Source organism: Atlanticothrix silvestris CENA357 (assembly GCF_016056295.1).
GTDB lineage: Bacteria > Cyanobacteriota > Cyanobacteriia > Cyanobacteriales > Nostocaceae > Atlanticothrix > Atlanticothrix silvestris.
Window position 1 is genome coordinate 1 of the sequence record NZ_JAECZB010000067.1, and the last position, 17,720, is coordinate 17,720.

13 protein-coding genes are annotated in these 17,720 nt (G+C 40.6%); 5 read left to right on the forward strand and 8 right to left on the reverse strand.

All coding sequences use genetic code 11. The annotated features are described in order from the left end of the window. Positions 1-43: 43 nt before the first annotated feature. A complete protein-coding gene (locus tag I8751_RS17760) occupies positions 44-898 on the reverse strand; it encodes a phosphate/phosphite/phosphonate ABC transporter substrate-binding protein (RefSeq protein WP_214440448.1) in 855 nt (284 codons plus the stop codon). Between the two features lie 188 nt (positions 899-1,086). On the opposite strand from I8751_RS17760, the gene I8751_RS17765 reads away from it, so the two are divergent. Further along, complete coding sequence (locus tag I8751_RS17765) at positions 1,087-1,989, forward strand: c-type heme family protein (RefSeq protein ID WP_214440449.1); 903 nt, start codon at positions 1,087-1,089, stop codon at positions 1,987-1,989. 17 nt (positions 1,990-2,006) lie between these two features. Here I8751_RS17765 and I8751_RS17770 read toward each other — a convergent pair whose 3' ends face one another. Together I8751_RS17770 and I8751_RS17775 are read right to left on the reverse strand one after the other, a co-directional pair. After that, positions 2,007-3,356, reverse strand: a complete 1,350-nt coding sequence (locus tag I8751_RS17770; RefSeq protein ID WP_214440450.1) for a serine/threonine-protein kinase — start codon at positions 3,354-3,356, stop codon at positions 2,007-2,009. Positions 3,357-3,507: 151 nt separating this feature from the next. Continuing rightward, on the reverse strand, positions 3,508-4,356 hold the full coding sequence (locus tag I8751_RS17775; RefSeq protein WP_214440451.1) for a helix-turn-helix domain-containing protein: 849 nt from the start codon (positions 4,354-4,356) through the stop codon (positions 3,508-3,510). Between the two features lie 199 nt (positions 4,357-4,555). Here I8751_RS17775 and I8751_RS17780 point away from each other — a divergent pair, with 199 nt between their 5' ends. Then, positions 4,556-5,449 (forward strand): alpha/beta hydrolase, encoded by an 894-nt coding sequence (locus I8751_RS17780; protein ID WP_225894225.1) that lies wholly within the window; start codon positions 4,556-4,558, stop codon positions 5,447-5,449. A 7-nt stretch (positions 5,450-5,456) separates the two neighbouring features. Here the strand turns inward: I8751_RS17780 and I8751_RS17785 are convergent, their stop codons facing one another. The 3 genes from I8751_RS17785 to I8751_RS17795 all read right to left on the reverse strand — a co-directional run bounded on the left by I8751_RS17785 (position 5,457) and on the right by I8751_RS17795 (position 11,263). Continuing rightward, entirely contained in the window at positions 5,457-6,095 is a 639-nt protein-coding gene (locus I8751_RS17785) for an antibiotic biosynthesis monooxygenase family protein (protein WP_214440453.1), read from the reverse strand. Positions 6,096-6,293: 198 nt separating this feature from the next. After that, positions 6,294-8,405, reverse strand: a complete 2,112-nt coding sequence (locus I8751_RS17790) for a M3 family metallopeptidase (protein ID WP_214440454.1) — start codon at positions 8,403-8,405, stop codon at positions 6,294-6,296. 254 nt (positions 8,406-8,659) lie between these two features. Continuing rightward, positions 8,660-11,263 (reverse strand): M1 family metallopeptidase, encoded by a 2,604-nt coding sequence (locus I8751_RS17795; RefSeq protein ID WP_214440455.1) that lies wholly within the window; start codon positions 11,261-11,263, stop codon positions 8,660-8,662. A gap of 357 nt (positions 11,264-11,620) precedes the next feature. Between I8751_RS17795 and I8751_RS17800 the strand changes: the two genes are divergently transcribed. Continuing rightward, positions 11,621-13,309: a DUF3352 domain-containing protein gene (locus I8751_RS17800; RefSeq protein WP_214440456.1), complete on the forward strand. Its 1,689-nt coding sequence runs from the start codon at positions 11,621-11,623 to the stop codon at positions 13,307-13,309. A 117-nt stretch (positions 13,310-13,426) separates the two neighbouring features. Here the strand turns inward: I8751_RS17800 and mscL are convergent, their stop codons facing one another. Then, a complete protein-coding gene (gene mscL, locus I8751_RS17805; protein WP_214440457.1) occupies positions 13,427-13,855 on the reverse strand; it encodes a large conductance mechanosensitive channel protein MscL in 429 nt (142 codons plus the stop codon). Between the two features lie 289 nt (positions 13,856-14,144). On the opposite strand from mscL, the gene I8751_RS17810 reads away from it, so the two are divergent. Together I8751_RS17810 and I8751_RS17815 are read left to right on the forward strand one after the other, a co-directional pair. Then, positions 14,145-15,065 carry a class I SAM-dependent methyltransferase gene (locus I8751_RS17810; protein WP_214440458.1) on the forward strand — a complete coding sequence of 307 codons (921 nt, stop codon included), beginning with the start codon at positions 14,145-14,147 and terminating at the stop codon, positions 15,063-15,065. After that, positions 15,058-16,026: a PrsW family intramembrane metalloprotease gene (locus I8751_RS17815; RefSeq protein ID WP_214440459.1), complete on the forward strand. Its 969-nt coding sequence runs from the start codon at positions 15,058-15,060 to the stop codon at positions 16,024-16,026. Before I8751_RS17810 ends, I8751_RS17815 begins: the two co-directional genes overlap by 8 nt. Positions 16,027-16,146: 120 nt before the next feature. On the opposite strand, the gene I8751_RS17820 is transcribed toward I8751_RS17815, so the two are convergent. Beyond that, entirely contained in the window at positions 16,147-17,508 is a 1,362-nt protein-coding gene (locus I8751_RS17820) for a sensor histidine kinase (protein WP_214440460.1), read from the reverse strand. Positions 17,509-17,720 lie beyond the last annotated feature (212 nt).

Consider the following 17,720-nt stretch of genomic DNA (forward strand, 5'->3'; position numbering starts at 1 on the left):
CCCTTTCCCCCTTACCCCTTCTTTCCCATGCCCCATGCCCACTTCAAAATAAGCGAACAGGCTTGTTTTGCAATTGGGGAGCAATTAGTTTTACGCGTTCCACTACATCCATCATGTATTTATAATCTGGTACTTGCCCATTGGGTACGTACCCGATTTCTTGAGCTAAAACCGCAGGAAATTCACTCATGACTTTGCGGATATATTTTTGACGGTTAGGTTCAACAGTAGATCCAATTAAAACTACACCAGGTGGAACATAATGAGGATCTGTGTAGAGGATACGGAACTGAGCCTGCTGTAACTGTGGACTGTAGAGATCCAACTCTGCTACAGAGACAGCTCCAGCAGTGGCTTTGCCTTCAGCTACCAATTCCAAAACGGTTTTAGGTGTAGGTGCAGATAATATCTCAGCTAGTGTTAACCCATAAAGGTTGTAAAGAGGTAAGTAATATCCTGTGACTGAACCTTGTTGACCTAAAGCAACTGTTTGATCTTGTAGTTGTTTTAATTCCTGAATTGGATTATCTTGGCGAACAACTAATACTGAGCGCAAATTACTGACACCTACTAAAGGAAACACAGGTATATATTTGTAACGAGCGATCGCCACAGCTGCTAACCCCGGCGGCGCAAATACTAATGACCACGCTTGAGACTCCAAGCGCTCAATCGCTTTATTTTCATTAAAAGCAGGCTCTAGCCGAACGCGTGCTTTTGTTTTTTCAGCCAAGTAATTATTAAATTTAGCATATCGATTAATTATTTCTTCGTCCCCACCATAATTGAGGACACCAATGGTTAATACGCCTTCAGATTTTGGTGTTGGTTTGCAGCTAGCAACTGTCCAATATAACAACTGTAAAATAAACAAACGACGTGAAAATTTCCAAGACATCACTAAATTTTGGTTAAATAAATAATCCTGTGATCAGGGTTAATCTAGATAGGCTAAACTGAATTAAAGCCTAATTATCTTACCCTAAGAAATTAATATTTCTTAATTTTTTGAACAGTATCTATAAACATTTTTTAAATACAGTATAGATGCTAATTTCGTATGTAAACTTTTATTATCACAATAATATGTTAAAAAACTTAAAAATAGGTACTAAATTTAACTTAATTTTGATGTTAGTTTTTTTAGTTAGCATTTTTGTGAGTGGTGCTATTCTATCTAGAGTACTTGAACAAAGAGCGCAAAATGAAGTAACCTCTCAAGCGCAAATTCTGATTAAAACGATGAATTCAGTCAGAAATTATACCCAAAATAAGGTGAACCCCTTATTAGCACCTAGGTTAGAAACCGAATCAGTGTTCATTCCAGAGACAGTACCAGCCTTTTCAGCAACAGAAGTATTTGAAACTTTTCGTAAGAACGAAGAATATCAAAATTTTCTTTATAAAGAAGCAACTCTTAATCCCACTAATTTGCGGGATAAAGCTGACAGTTTTGAAACTAAACTTGTAGAGCGCTTTCGTAACGAACCCAAGACTAAAGAACTTTCTGGCTTTCGCACATTGCCTGAAGGCGAAGTATTTTACATCGCGCGCCCACTAGCCATTACAGAACAAAAATGTCTGCGATGCCATTCCACACCAGATCAAGCTCCCAAGAGTCAATTAACAACTTATGGCACAAAAAATGGTTTTGGTTGGCAACTCAATGAAATTATTGCTGCCCAAACCATTTCTGTTCCTTCCGAAGATGTTTTTCAGAATGCCCACCAAAGTTGGCTGTTGATTATGGGGCTATTAATTACTATCTTTGCTATAGTCATTCTTTTAATTAACTTTTTGATTAAAAAAACTGTGATTCAACGGATTAGAAAAATAGAAAAGATAGCTCAAAAAGTAAGTACTGGTGATATGAGTGCTGATTTTGATGAAAAATCTCATGATGAGATAGGTGGGTTAGCAGCAGCTTTTAATCGGATGAAATCTAGTTTAAAAATAGCTATGGATATACTTAATCAACAAAATAATTGATTTTATAAATTTAAATTCTAACCAAGTAAGCGCTGCTGAAACTGCCCGGCTTGTTGAGGGTCACTAATATGGCCAGCCAAAGTTCGCACAAGTTCGGTGCGAGAAGTTTGTGGAGAATTTTTTATAGCTTTTTGGACAAGAAAAGTAGCTATAGGCCCGATAACATTAGCTAATTCTTGCTCACACTGATGTACAAAACTATCATTGATAATTGTGATTTCTGTTATTGGTAAATTGCTTATATTTATTGATTGCTCTGTAGATTCTTCAAATAATAAAGTTGCTTGTTTCTTAAACTTAGTTTGTTGATATTCTGTCAGGTGAATGGCCAAATTATTTATTAATTCTTCATAACTGTATGCTGATGCTTTAACTTTTCGTAATAATGTTGGGGCTACGGGACCAACAAATTCCAAAAGCATTTTTTCGAGTTTATTGTATTGTGTTGGCGACAGAATATAACCAGGCGAATATACAGTTGCATTCTGTGGAAAAAACTGTGTCGGAGGTAATTCTACTTGAGTGAATGCCCTATTCGCAACAGCATCAATTTGCCCAAGTTCCTCTAAAACTTCAGTTGCAGATTGATAGCGTTCCCTGAAGTGATGTAACACCATCTTAGAGAGTATAGATGCTAGATCAGAACTTATACTAGTAGCCAAATGCTGCCAGAGAATTTCTCCTGTATTCTGGTCTTCCTCAAGCTGCCTGGGATGTAATCCTGTCAGTGCCTGGATACTAATAACACCTAAAGAATAAATATCGCTGTTAGGACGCGGTTTGCCTCGTCCCTGTTCTGTGGACATATATCCTGGTGTACCAATCGCAATGGTAGTTTCTGTGCGTCCTGGAGCTGAGAGTAATTGAGTTTGGACTTGCTTGACTGCGCCAAAGTCAATTAGCACTAACTTCCCATCTTGCTGCCGTCTGATAATATTTTCTGGCTTGATATCTCGATGGATGACTTTGTGACTGTGAATAAACTCCAGGATTCCCAAAACCTGTTGCAGAAGTTGAATTACTTGGTCTTCTGTCCAAGGCCGATTTGGTAACAGTTCTGCTGTCAGAGCATACCCTTTAATAAACTCTTGTACTAAAAAGAACTCTTGGTTATCCTCGAAATAGGCTAAAAGCCGAGGAATTTGGTCATGGTGTCCCAGTTCTTCTAGAGTTTCTGCTTCACTAGTGAATAGCCGTCTAGAGGTTTGGAGAAATTCCGGGTTGTGAGTAACAGGTTTAAGGTGCTTGACAACACACTTAGGGAAACCAGGCCGATGGGTGTCTTGAGCAATGTATGTTTGACCAAATCCTCCTCCACCTAAGACCTGGAGGACTTGGTAACGCCCGTCTAGTAATTTTCCTAACATTGTATTATTTGCCTAAGTCCTCATCTTAATCTTGACATAACCACCAGTGTTGGTAGTACCAATCTAAGAGGAAAATAGGATACCGCACTTTATACCCTGGCTTGTGTGATTTAAGTCCTCTGGCTATTGACTATTAACAGTTGATTATTGATTAATTATTCACTTCTGGAGTAAATGTAACTTCTTTAATAGCGCCAGCATCCCCGAAAGGTATTGCTGGTTGATTGTTAACAGAAATCAACACAGCACCAGCATTACCAGAGCGTATAATCAACTGTTCTTTTGCCGTCCAAGTTCTCCGTTCTCCCTTTGTTAATTCGCCGACAAATTCAGTCTTGCCATCCACTTGCACTCTCAGCCATGATTTACCTTGAAGTTCTAAAGTGACTTCGACATTTTGATTTGTTGTGCTTATAAAAGGTTCTAAAGCCAATGGAGATTCGGGTGATGGCGCTGTTATCTGTCTAGGGGTGGGTATTGAATTTTGTTGCTGAGTCTGGGATTCAAGCTCAGACAACGAAGATTCAGATGACGGTGCTGTTTTTTGAGTAGAAGTAGCGATTGAATTTTGTTGCTTGGTTACAAAATCGACTATCAGTCGAGGATTGAGTATGTAGATGAGTCCGATGGCGGCAATTATTAGTAATAAAGCGTAGGGTATGAAAAGAGGTATATGGATCTTTGCTCTTTTATCTAAATTTTGACTATTATTAGGACTGGTGTTGGTATATGGAGGTACAACATTAATTGTGAAAGTGTTTGCTAAAGCAGTACCATCCAGCCCTAAGGCATCTGCGTAGCGACGAATAAATCCTTGGACATAAACAGGTTCAGGTAGTTCTTCAAAGTGACCTGTTTCTAAAGCTTGTAAGCAATTTTTTTGAATATGTGTTTTTGCTGCTACTTCTTCTATACGTATAGATTTTTCTTGTCTAACTCGCAGTAAATATTGACTTATTTCCTTTAATTGCTCGGTTTGAGCCTCATTTAAGAGATTCACGTTCTTCTCCCGGTAGTTATTATTTTTACTATATGCTAGTTAAATTGTTTAAGTAATGTAAATATTTCTACTATCTTGCTAAATCGTTTGAATAGTCTAATTTTAATTTGAAAACACCAATATTGCTTGACTAATTAATAATTACTGTCCTTAACAATACTTATAAAAGTATAAAATGTTGTGCATGATCATCAACAAAATGAAAATTATAATACAATTATGGTTCCAGCTACTACTATGGGTCAGTATAGTTGCAGCGATCGCTTATTTTGCTATCTGTCTATTTCTTTTTGTGCAGCAACCGAGATTTATCTTCTTTCCCTCCAGTGTGATTGAAAAAACACCAGAGTTTTTCAATATCCCCTACGAAGAGGTTTGGTTGCCTGTACCAGTGGATTCAGGTAAAGTGGAGCGTATGCACGGTTGGTGGCTTAAGTCCAACCAACCCGATGCCAAGGTTTTGTTATATCTGCACGGTAACGGGATCAATATTGGCGCTAATTTAGCTCATGCCAATCGGTTTCATCAATTAGGATTTTCGGTTTTGCTGATTGATTATCGGGGGTATGGTCGCAGTGAAGGTGATTTTCCTAATGAAATGCGCGTTTATCAGGATGCATTTACAGCTTGGAACTACCTAGTAAAACAGCAGCAGATTCCACCAAGCCAAATTGTGATTTACGGACATTCTCTAGGGGGTGCAATAGGCATTGATTTGGCGCTCAAACACCCAGAAGCAGCCGGATTGATTGTAGAAAGTTCTTTTACTTCTATCCGTGATTTAATCTCTTATCGAAATTTATTTCAGATATTTCCCGTCGATTTAATTCTTAATCAGCGGTTTGAGTCGATTCAAAAAGTACCACATTTGAAAGTGCCAGTTTTATTTATTCATGGTACTGTCGATTCTACTGTCCCATCTTTCATGAGCCAAAAACTATATGCTGCTGCTCCTGAACCAAAGACACTGATTTTGGTTCCGGGTGCAGAACATAATAATACAGCTGTAGTTGCCAACATGGAATATCTGCAATGGATTGAGTCTTTTGTCCATCAAATATATGCTCGTATATTGTTCAATACTAGACAATAAAGCATTACTAATCATTGGGTACAGTCAAAACAACTTCGTAGAGATGATGTTCGTTTTCGGCAATACCTTCCCAATATTCAAAGTCTTTGCCAAATCCTGGCTGTTTTTTGAGGTTTTCGATACTTTCTCTGTCCAGCCATTGCCCATAATTGATTACACGAGTGCCATCAAGACTGCGATGAAAATTTGCTGAAATCAGGCTTGGTAACTCCATTGCTTTGCCAACGTTTTCTTTTGCCAGTTCTATCATGCGCGGTTGATTCTCTAGCGGCATCCGAAATTCCGCAAAATGAGTTATGTATTGCCCTTGTCGAATTTTTGGTATGCCTTGTTTAGACTCAGAAATAACCACTTCATAAATATGAATATCTGGTGGATTAAATTCTCTCAGTTTGGCTGCTTTTGCTTGTAATTCAGTATTATTAATAAAGCTATTGTAGTCTGCTTGGTTTTGCCATTGGGCATAGTTAGCGACTTTTAAGCCATCAATACTTTTATGAATATTGGCAGAAACAAAACCAGGTTGTTGCTTGACTATCTCTACAAATTCAGCGATCGCATCTATTAATTCTTGCTGTTGTTCTGGCTTGACTGAGAAAATGATGATTACGGTAATAACTTCATTCTTGGTAGCAATTGTCGCCATAATTCTATATATTTTTTGATGAATTGTGGTTAGACTATAATTGAATCATCTTTTTGTCAATCATCAAAAGTCGTACTTTCTGATTTTAGTTTGTAATTAAGCGATCGCTTCCTCCTTTGATTGTTAATGTATAGTCAAGACTTTAGTGCTTGCAAAATAATAACTAAAGTCCTGACTACAAATAGACTACTACAGTTATCAGTTGCTGTTTGCTAATAAGCCATTGTGTTTAAGCAAAGAAACCGTACTTGGTTCACGACCCCGGAAGGATTGAAACACCTCCATTGGATGCTTGCTACCGCCGAGAGCCAGTACTGTATCTCGATAGCGCTTACCTGTAGTTTTGATTGCCTCTTCATCTTCTAACCCAGCTTCTTCAAAAGCTGCAAAAGCATCAGCACTCAATACTTCTGCCCACTTGTAACTGTAGTAACCTGCGGCATAACCACCACCAAATATGTGTCCGAAAGCACATAAAAAAGCATCTTCTGGTAGTGGTGGCAAAACAGTAGTAGTTTTAGCAATGCGATGGCGCACATCTGCGGGAGTTTCATCACTATCTGGGCGATAACGGCAATGCAGTTCCAAATCAACGCTACTAAAGTGGATTTGCCGCAATGTGCTGCTACCACTCATATAATTACGTGCCGCTAGCAATTTTTGGTAATAATGTTCTGGTAAAGGTTCACCAGTTTCATAGTGCTTAGCCATGCCAAACAAAGTAGGTCGGTCATAGCACCAGTTTTCCATGAACTGGCTGGGTAGTTCTACCGCGTCCCATTCTACATTGTTGATGCCTGCTGCTCCAGGGTAGTCTACCTTAGTTAGCATGTGATGCAAACCGTGACCAAACTCGTGGAACAAAGTTTCTACTTCATAGAAAGTCATCAAACTTGGCTTATCGTCTACTGGGGGAGTTTGGTTACAGACCAAATATGCCACAGGTAAACGGGTACTAGGTACACCATTCTCAGTCATTTTTCTGCGATTGATGCACACATCCATCCAAGCACCACCGCGTTTTTCGGCTGGTCGGCTGTAAGGATCTAAATAGAAGTAGGCTATGGGGCTACCAGTTTCATCAGCAATTTGGAAATAACGCACATCTTTATGCCAGACTGGGGCTTGGCCATCGGCAGAAGTCACAGTAACACCAAATAGCCGCTGCACAAGTCCAAATAAACCATCCAGAACTTGAGGGAGGGGGAAGTAAGGACGTAATTCTTCGGCGGTGAAGGCAAATTTTTCTTCTCGTTGACGTTCTGCCCAAAAACTAATATCCCAGTGTTGTAAATCTTCAGTTTCTGCTGCTTTTTTGGTAGCTGCAAAAGCTTTGAGTTCTTTTAAATCTTTGGTAGCTGCATCGTAACTGGCGCGACGTAATTCTTCTAACAGTGCCTCGACCGCCTCAACGTTGGGAGCCATTTTACTAGCTAAGCTCAACTCAGCGAAATTCTCAAAACCTAATAAATCATGGGCTAATTCTTGCCGTAACTCCAAAATGCGTTGAATTAGCGGATTATTATCTAACTCACCAGATGAGGCACGAGTTATATAAGCTTTGTAAAGCTGTTCGCGCAAATCACGACGGGTGCTGTGCTGCATGAAAGGCCCATAACTGGGAATATCTAAAGTGATGCGCCAAGGGCCATTTTCGGGTGTGGCATTTTCTGACCCAGCAGCACGGGCAGCTTGTGCCGCCAGACTGAGTAGGCTATCGGGTAAACCCTCAATTTCTGCTTTGGTTGTGAGAGTTAGGCTAAAAGCTTTGGTGGCATCTAATACATGATTAGAGAACTTGGTAGAAAGTTCTGCCAATTCCATTTGAATAGCGTTAAAACGTTCCCGTGCCTCTCCTTGTAAGCCAACACCAGCAAGTTCAGCATCACGGATGGCAGCTTCCACAATTCGCTGTTGGGCAGATTCTAAAGTATCCCATTGTTCACTGGCGCGCAGTTTCTTGAAAGTATCATAAATGGGTTGACTTTGACCAAGCCTATTGACAAAATGCACTACTTCTGGCTGGACTGTTTCGTAAGCTTCGCGTAGTTCTGGGCTATTTTTCACACCCATTAAATGGTTGACTACGCCCCAACTCCAAGTTAATCGTTCTGTTAGTTCTTCTAGAGGTTCTACTAGACCACTCCAAGTAGGTTGGAGATTAGCCTCCAAGCTGGTTAATTGTTGGTCGAGTTCCGCCAATAATTCTTTAAAGGCTGGTACTACTTGCTCTGGCTGAATCTCTGTGAAGGGAGGTAAGCCGGAGCCTTTGAGTAAGGGGTTTTGAGAAATGTTGACAGTTGTACTCATAGTTTTTTAGAAGTCACAAATAAATATTTGCAATGGTATTGTTATGATTAGGGGCTGGTTTGACTCACGCAGAGACGCAGAGGCGCAGAGAGTATTAGGAGTTTTTCTATATCTCTAATGTAGCGATCGCTGCGTAATTTTGCTTTGTCACAATGCCAAAGCTGTCAAAGAAGTCAAATTTAACCATTAAATCACCAATAGGGCGGGATAAAACACCCCACCCTGGATGGTAGATTGATTTACGCCGTAATGCACTAAGATGTAGTAGTTTTAGATTTAGCTTCTAAATTTTCTAAGCGGCTGACCAATTCTTGGTTTTGTTGTTTGAGTTGATTGAGTTCCTCGCGCAACAAACGCAAGGCGCTTTCTGTACCCACGTTCTTTTGCACGTTCGCAATTGATTCATCAGCATAGCGCCGGACACGCCCGTCTGGCGTTTGGTCAGCTAGCGACCGCAAAATCCCCATTGCTTTGGGAGTTTCCATTTGTCCCAAGGCTGCAACTACTGCTATTTGGGTTAAAAAGAAGGTTTCTTTGGCTAATTCGGCTAATTTCTCTAAAATTCGTTCTAAATTGACTGGACTTTGACCTACAGAAATCTTGCCTAAAGCTCGGATTGTAGATAGACGCAGCGGTTGCGGGACACCAAGTCTGGTGTATTCGAGTAGCAAATTTAAAGCTGCTTCAGAGGTTTTGAGTTCAGCTAAACCTGCAACTGCACCACTCCGCACCACTTCATTCCAACCTGCCTTTTCTTCTAAAACAGATTTCAGCAGTTTGAGAACTTTTTCTTCTTTGGACTTTTCGTCTAAATTAGCAGCCGCAATACACCCAATGGTACGAGCAGCCATTGATTCTACGTAGTAGCTGGGATCACCGTCCTGCAACAGTCCTTTTACAGCTTTATAACTTTCATGAGTTTTGATTTGAGCTAGTGCTTCCACTACAGCGCGCCGCACCAGAGCATTTTGATCTTTCAGCCCAGTAACTAATCCATCAAAGGCTTGATCCAATTTAACTTGAGCTAATTGTTTCGCTACTTCAATCCGTACACCCCAAAATAATTCGTTTTTCAGCGATGCTGATAAGGCTTTAGTTGCTTCTAACCCACCTTTTTTTGCTAAAGCTTCTGCTGCATAGATGCGAGAAATTGGGTTAGGGTCAAATTCTAACTGTGCTTTCAACTCTGGTACTGGGTATTCCAAAGACACAGTTTTTAAGAAATGATTCCCCACATCAAAGCTAATAAACTGGGGCTTTTCTGCTAGGGGGAAGTAAAAGCTTTGTTCTTTTTCATGTACCCGTACAGTAAAAGTTTGGAGTGGCGCTGCTTGTCCCTGTTGGGTGTAGCCAAAACCAATGGGAATTTTTAAGTCAAATAACTCCTTACTACCATTTTTGTCTGCTGGGACTTGGGTTTGAGTTACTGTCACTTTTGCTAACTTAGCATCTGCATCCCAAGAGTAGGCAACTTTAAAATCAGGATGACCGCCACGATAAACGTACTGGTCAAAAAGGAAGGTGAGATTACGCCCAGTTGCTTTTTCAATTGCCCGTAATAAGTCTATTGTTTCGACGGTTTTGTGGGCATTATCCTGCACAAATGTGTGAATTGTCTGCCAAAACAACTCTTCTCCTAATTCTGCCCGGATCATGTGATAGACACAAGACCCTTTTTCATAGATGTGGCGATCATAAAGTTCAATGGCTTCTCGGTAAACGTGCGTTACCATTGGCCGACGGTAGCGGCTGCTATCTTCGTTCAAATAACTACGAGCTTCTAATAACCGATAATATGCGGCTTCTTGTTGCCCATACTCATGTTCTGTCCACATCACTTCAGAATAGGAAGCCATTCCTTCTTTTATCCAAGCATGTGACCAGTGCTTAATCACCAACAAATCACCAAACCACTGATGCGCTAATTCGTGAACAACTAAACTTTCGGTGTTGCGATTATCTAAAGCGGCGCGTTCATCTAGCAAACATCTATCGGTTAATAGAGTTGTGGAAGTGTTTTCCATTCCTCCAAAGATAAAGTCATCAACACAAACTTGGGCATATTTGGGAAAAGGGTATGGATAGCCATACTTTTCACTCAAAAATTCCATCATGCGGGGAGTTTTGCCCATGCTGCGTTTAGCATCTTCCTCCCTTCCCTTTTCTACGTAGTAGGTGACTGGTTTTCCTTGCCATTCATCACGAATTTCCGCAAAGTCACCTACTGCTAAAGTCATTAAATAAGTAGGATGAATTTGCTGTTGTGACCAGTGATAGATTTTGCGATCGCCATCTTTTTGAGTATCAATTAGTTCGCCGTTAGAAATGGCAACTAAGTGTTTGGGAACACTAACGCGAATTTCAGAAGTAGATAGTTGTCCTGGGTAGTCAAAGCAGGGAAACCAAAAACGCGAGTCTTCGTCTTCTCCTTGAGTCCAGACTTGGGTGGGTTTATGGGGATAGTGTTTGTCTGGTTGAATAAAGTAAATACCGCGCTGGGGTTTTTCGACCGAGTAGGCGATCGCAATCAACAATCTTTTACCAATTTGAGTTGGTTGAGCAAGTTGAATCGTCAGCTGTTCGCCATCGTAATCAAAGTTTTGCGCCACCTCGTCTACTTGTACAGACTGGATATTCAAATTGACAGCATCCAAAGTTAAGCGGTCAATACCATTACGGACAGGTAATAGGCGGATACTGCAAGTACCGTGGTAACTCTGGTTAGGAATATCCAAGCTGAGGTCAAGAAAAATATGCTCTACCTGTCCGGGGCGATCGGGATTGTAGTGTGGTTTCGCTCCTGGTAGTTCAAAAGATTTGTGTCCGTTATTCTCTGTATCAAAATAAGAGTGCGACATTGATGTTTACTGACCTTTTTAATCCGTGAAAAATCTTGCTGGATGTATTTAAAAAAAATAACGCTATCTGGTTTATCTGAATTTATCTATGGAATTTCTGCCCTAATTTTTCTACGCTTTTTTTGACCTTAAATATCCTAGGATAGCTTGCCAGCTCCAAGCACGCTACTTTTTTGGTCTATCATTTACGGATTTACTCCTAACCGCATTGAAGTACTTTTTGAGTCATCTTGTGTATAACTACTAAATTTCTCAGTAAATACCAGTAAATGAGTAGCGATTGAGAATAATTCCGAGAATTCTATAATGACGTTTTTACTAACCTCGGTGACAATTTGAGGAAAAGAGGACACAACCATGCCTGAACGTAAATCAAAGTTTTTAATTCCTGTGATCGGTACTGCTGTCTTGGTGACAGGAGGTGTAGTTGCTTACATGTATTTGAAAGGGCCTGCTGGTGATATCTCAGACGCTCTCGGCAGTGCTAAATTAGTACCTTCAACAGCAATCATGGCAACTTACATCACAACTGACCAGCAAGCTTGGTCAAATTTGCAGCAGTTTGGCACTCCAGAAGCCCAAAAGTTACTGACAAAAGGTCTAGAAGACTTGAATCAGGATATGTTTAAGGGTAGTGATATTTCTTATGAAAAAGATATAAAACCTTGGGTTGGTGGTTTGATGTTTGCAATGCTACCGCCAAACCCAACTAAACCCGCACAATTAAATGAGTCTTCTAAGGAAGCGAATCCTGTTATCCCATCACAGCCAGAACCGAAGATCCTTATGGTAGTGGGGATTAAGGACAAAATTAGCGCTTTGAATTTTGCTAAAAAACTCAAAGAACAGAAAAACGTCAAAAGCCAGGAATCTGACTATAAAGGCGAAAAAATTACAGAAACCATAGAAAATGGTAAACCAACATATAGCGTAGTTTTAAATAATAGTCATTTGGTATTGGCTCCCGAAAAGCAAGCTGTAGAAAATGCCATTGACACCTTTAAAGGACAGCCCTCTTTTGCTAGTAAAGAAGGTGCAAATAGTATTTTGAGTAAAAATGTAGATGTAAAAAATACTCTTGCCCAAATTTACGTACCAGATTATGCCGGCATGGTACAGCAATTAATCGCCGCCAGTCCCCAAGCCAAGCAGCTGCCTCCACAAACCTTGTCACAGTTGAAACAAATCAAATCTGTGGTTGCAGGTGTTGGCGTGGATGATGCCGGAGTGCGGCTAAAAGCGATCGCCAATTTAGATCCGCAACTCAATAAATTTCAGTATCAAACAACTCCCGCCAATATTGTCGGCCAGTTTCCTGTAGATACCTTTGCTTTGATTAGCGGCAATGGCATCAGCCGTGGCTGGACATCCTTAGTAGAACAATCAAAAGATTATCCAGAATTTAAACAAGCACTCGAACAGGTGCGAGGACAACTAAAATTTGTCAATCTTGACTTGGATAAAGATATTTTTGGGTGGATGGATGGGGAATTTGCCTTTGGTGCTGTTCCATCTAATCAAGGTGTATTAGCAAGTTTGGGTTTTGGGGGAGCATTAGTATTTGATACAGGCGATCGCAAAACTGCGGAAGCCACTTTTACTAAACTGGATAATCTGGCCAAAACACAAAATATCAACGTTGCTCAAAGAAATATCGGCGGCAAAAATGTTACTGAATGGCAAATACCCCAACAAGGAGCCTTATTAGCCCACGGTTGGCTAGATCAAGACACCATCTTTTTGGCAATTGGAGGCCCCGTTGCTGAGTCCCTAACAGTTGCCAAAAAATCATCTCTTGACAATAGCGACACCTTCAAAGCTGTAACTAGTTCTTTACAAAAACCCAACGGTGGCTACTTCTACCTAGACATGGATAAAACCGTATCTTTAGTAACCCGTTTTGCAGCACAAGGGCAACCTATTTCACCTGAAGCCAGCGCTGTCTTAAGTTCGATTCGTGGTTTTAGTGCTACTGCCACTAGCCCCGATAAGTCTATCAGTCAATTGGAAATGTTGTTGGCTCTTAAACCGACTACTGCAAAGTAGGGCATGGGGAAGAAGGGTAAAGAGAAAGGGGTAAGGGGGAAAGGATTTGTTTCCTCATCCTTTACCCTTTACCCTTTAACCTTTTCCCAAGATTGTTCATCCCCTGCTCCCCAGTCCCTAAACTTGGGTATTGCGAGATTCCAACGTGCACGTCAGCCTATCTAATGCGTTAGTCAGTCTTTCTTGAGCTACAAGGTTAGGCTCTGGTGGGGGTTCGTCGACGACTTCTTCTTGCCTTTTGAATTTTTGTAAAGCTTGGATTGCCAAAAATAAGATCAGGGCAATGATCACAAAATCAACTATAGCCCCGAAAAACTGACCAATAGCAATTCCTGGGCCAATTGTGATTGTTCTCCAGTCTTTGCCTCCTACAGCAATCAAAGGGTTAACCAATGGCATAATCACATCTTCAACCAAAGAAGTGACAATCCTGCCAAAAGCAGTACCAATGATGACAGCGATCGCTAAATCGACTACATTACCTTTGAGGGCAAATTCCTGAAAGTCTCTGAGAAATCCACTCGCTCTTCTTCTTGCTCTTGCCATAATTGACTATAAAAGAAGTTAGTTGTAATTTTTTTTTAAATGGCACTCAACTTTTTACCAACTCCTATGAGATAGATATTGCTGAGTAACCAAATCTTATCAGTCTAGGATGAATCCCTTTGATGAAGATGTATTGAGACAATAGTGTGATTAGCCTCTCCTGAAACTCAAAAACCTTCACATTTTCTAGGTGGAAGCAGATGCAAGCTGCCATTAAGCAATTTAATTTGCTTCTAGACTAGCTTGCAGAAATTATGTCATAAGTAAAAAAGACTGTTCACGCAAACTTATGACCGCTGCTGTACAAACCTCTCCTAACTTAGCTTCTCGCTTAGTAAATGGCATTTTGGCAATCAAACCCTTAGCCAACCTAGCCAAGCACCAAGCCCGACAAATGATGATTAAACGCGCCGAAAAAATTGGCGTACCTTGGACGAAAGAAGTACAGAAATTACAAGCACTAGATTGGGCAAATGATTTAGCTCAAGTCCAAAATCCTGAGATTTCCTACCCAGATTACTATCTCACTTCGTTTCACGCCTATGAAACCGGAAATCTCAGCTGGCAAGCTGCTTTTGAGGTAGAACCTGCTGCTCATGCTGTTCACGCTAAAATTTGGCAAGGTGCTAACGCCCAAGGTGATGCCAAACTACGCCAAAGTTACCACGATATCCTCAAAAGCTCTCTTCTTCATACACCACAAGATATCTTGGATTTGGGTTGTAGTGTAGGGTTAAGTACCTTTGCTCTGCAAGAAGTTTATCCCCACGCCAAAATTACAGGCTTAGACTTATCTCCCTATTTCTTAGCCGTTGCTAACTACCGCGCCCAACAGCGTCAAACTAAAATCGACTGGGTTCATGCTACGGCTGAATCTACTGGGCTACCAAACGCCTCATTTGATTTAGTCTCCATTTTTCTGGTTTGTCACGAATTACCACAATTAGCAACCCAAAAAATTTTTGCTGAAGCACGGCGTGTATTACGTCCGGGTGGTTCTTTGGCAATCATGGATATGAATCCTCAGGCTGAAGCGTACACAAAAATGCCGCCTTACATTTTGACACTGCTCAAAAGTACGGAACCTTATTTAGACCAGTATTTTGCTTTGGACATTGAGCAAACTATGATTGAGGCAGGTTTTCAGACCCCCACGATTACCAGCAATAGCCCTCGTCATCGCACTGTAATTGCTCAAGTGAGTGGCTGATGTCTCTTTAGTCCTGTGGGCAGCAATTCCACCACTGTTGTTTTTAGGCTTTTATTATTGCCGTGTTCAGTTTGCCCCCTCCTGGTTGAGGTTGGTTTTGTTATTTATTTTTGGGGCTATATCTGGTTTTGCTGCCCTCGGCTTAGAATGGGTGTTTGAAACTGTAGCCAACTGGGTTGTTAATTGGCAAAATACCAAATATTCGCTTTCTGGTATTATTTTGCGGCAGCTTGTGGAAGTAGGGCCGATTGAAGAAGGCTGCAAATTGGTAGCGGTTGTTGTTCCTACCTGTGTTCTTCAACGCAAATATCGACTACGTTCTAGTAGTATCTTCTTATTTACCATAGCCGTTGCTCTGGGATTCACCGCCGAAGAAAACTGGATTTACCTTTTCCACGGAACAGCATCAGTTCTTGATCGGATTATCGGTACGCCAGTCCACGCCATGTTCTCTGCCCCTTGGGGATATGCTTTAGGAATATATATTTCTTCGACAATGCGGTTACACCAAGATAGGAAATTGATTCCTAAAGCTTGGATAAATTCAGTAATTTGCCATGCTTTAGTGAACGTTCTCTCTAGTGCTTGGGGTTATTCGACACCAATACGTTTTCTTAGTTATGGTTTATTTCCATTTTTGTTGTGGATGTTTTGGCGAATGGAGCAGTTATTGCGAAAAGTGCAAGGCAAACGTCCTACTATCTTAATCTCTGGGTATACGTCACAGCACCGTTATTGGCAGCGGGGTTTAGTCATATTTGCTTTAATTCTGGGGGGAAATGCTATTTTTGGGTTGTTTCTTTTAGCACAAACCCTCAGCCCTTTGAGTCCGTCGCAGCTTTTTTACCCTGATATTTTATGGTTTATACTTAGCCGCTTGCTGATAAATTTGGGTTTTGCAATTTTAGCATGGTTAATTTATCGCTATTTACGACATTCAGCCCGTCGTCATTATCTTTAAAATAGCTAGCAATTTATTTATAGGACTTTACGCACTATTTATGGAATAACGAACCGCAGAGGCACAGATGACACTGAGAAATGAGAGTTTGAGAGATATTTTGCGTAAGTCCTGATTTAATTAAACTAAGGGTAATAATATTTCAAATTCAGTACCTTTACCAACTTGCGATCGCAAATTAAATTTACCGCCATGTCTTGCGGTAATAATTCGATAACTAACCGCTAAACTAGTTTCTTTGTCAGCCCGTTTTTCTACCGAAAAAGATTCTTGAATTTGCTGCTGTAACTCCTCAGATATTCCCGAACCATTATCAGCAATGCAAATTGAAACCCAGCGTGAATCTGGTGCATTTGGTTTAGTTGCTTCTTGAGATATGACTTTTGTCGTCACCTCAATTTGCGGTTTTGTAAGAGTTTTATTGGACTCGGAATTAACTTGTTGTCGTGCAGCTTCATCAAGCAAATCATCTACGGCTTGACCAAAAAGATTCATTAATACTTGATTGAGTTGACCCATGAAGCAAGAAACGGGTGGTAGTTTGCCGTAGTTTTTGATGATTTCAATTTCTCCTTTTAAACGGCTTTTAATTAATAAAACAATATTATCTAAACAAGCATGTAAATCTACTGGTTTGGGATAAATTTCGTCGATATGACAAAAATTTTGTAAACTGGCGACAAGTTTTTTTAATCTTTCTGCTCCGGTGCGGATACTAGTAAGTGCCTTTGACAAATCTTGTTCTAAAAAATCAAATTCAATCTGTTCTTTAAGATTTTCAATTTCTTCTGATCTATGAGCTAAATTTTGCTCGTAAGCAGCTATTAGCTTCAGTAAGTCTTGACTATAGTTGGAGACGTAAGTTAAGTTACCCCAAATAAATCCAACTGGGTCTAAAATTTCGTGTGCTACTCCATCAACTAAGCGCCCCAGACTTGCCATTTTATCATTTTGAATCATTTGCGCTTGGCTGCGTTCATACCGCACCTGGGTTTCTATTCCTTGAATTTGCCACGAAGCAAGATTCAAGTCATGCATATCTAATAATCTGTAGTTATTGGCAGATGTTTGCACTACAATTGGTTCTGCTAAAAGTTCGGGCGATCGCCTCCTCAAAGTATGTTGCATCGCTGTCAAAATTGAGGTTGTTTCAGGAAGCAACACAATAGCTGTACGCGCATAACTGTAGAGGACACCCAAATTTTCTTGAGTAAATAACTCTTGTCCACGAGGGCGAATTAAAAACTCCAGCAATCGCCGCCGGGAAATCATCCCGATGAATTGTCCCTGTTCTAGCAATATTGCTCCCGGTAGCATGGAATATTTTTCCAAATAATGAGCAACTTCGGTGCCTGTACAACTTATTTCCACCTCAAAGGTGTACATTGGCAATTCTTGGAGAGTTGATTCTAAACCGAGATCGCGATCGCTACCCAGAGATAAAAATGGCGGTGATATGAGGGAATTAAATTCTTGTGGCACTGGAGACCCTGATTTATACAAACACTGGTAAGCAATAACCTAATATTTTAACTTCTGCCATGAGACTCATATTTGATTTTGGAAAAAAACTCAGTACACTTTAGTTGCTCTCAAGGGCAGCCACTGCGTTGGGCCGTGAGTTTCCTTATATCTTGCACTAGTAGTACGCCAAGGGAACTTGGCGGGGTAAAGGGTAAGGGGGAAGGGGGAAA

Coding starts and splice junctions, on each gene's coding strand:
- I8751_RS17760 (WP_214440448.1), bottom strand. CDS start 898: ATGTCTTGGAAATTTTCACGTCGTTTGTTTATTTTACAGTTGTTATAT.
- I8751_RS17765 (WP_214440449.1), top strand. CDS start 1,087: ATGTTAAAAAACTTAAAAATAGGTACTAAATTTAACTTAATTTTGATG.
- I8751_RS17770 (WP_214440450.1), bottom strand. CDS start 3,356: ATGTTAGGAAAATTACTAGACGGGCGTTACCAAGTCCTCCAGGTCTTA.
- I8751_RS17780 (WP_225894225.1), top strand. CDS start 4,556: ATGAAAATTATAATACAATTATGGTTCCAGCTACTACTATGGGTCAGT.
- I8751_RS17785 (WP_214440453.1), bottom strand. CDS start 6,095: ATGGCGACAATTGCTACCAAGAATGAAGTTATTACCGTAATCATCATT.
- I8751_RS17790 (WP_214440454.1), bottom strand. CDS start 8,405: ATGAGTACAACTGTCAACATTTCTCAAAACCCCTTACTCAAAGGCTCC.
- I8751_RS17795 (WP_214440455.1), bottom strand. CDS start 11,263: ATGTCGCACTCTTATTTTGATACAGAGAATAACGGACACAAATCTTTT.
- I8751_RS17800 (WP_214440456.1), top strand. CDS start 11,621: ATGCCTGAACGTAAATCAAAGTTTTTAATTCCTGTGATCGGTACTGCT.
- mscL (WP_214440457.1), bottom strand. CDS start 13,855: ATGGCAAGAGCAAGAAGAAGAGCGAGTGGATTTCTCAGAGACTTTCAG.
- I8751_RS17810 (WP_214440458.1), top strand. CDS start 14,145: ATGACCGCTGCTGTACAAACCTCTCCTAACTTAGCTTCTCGCTTAGTA.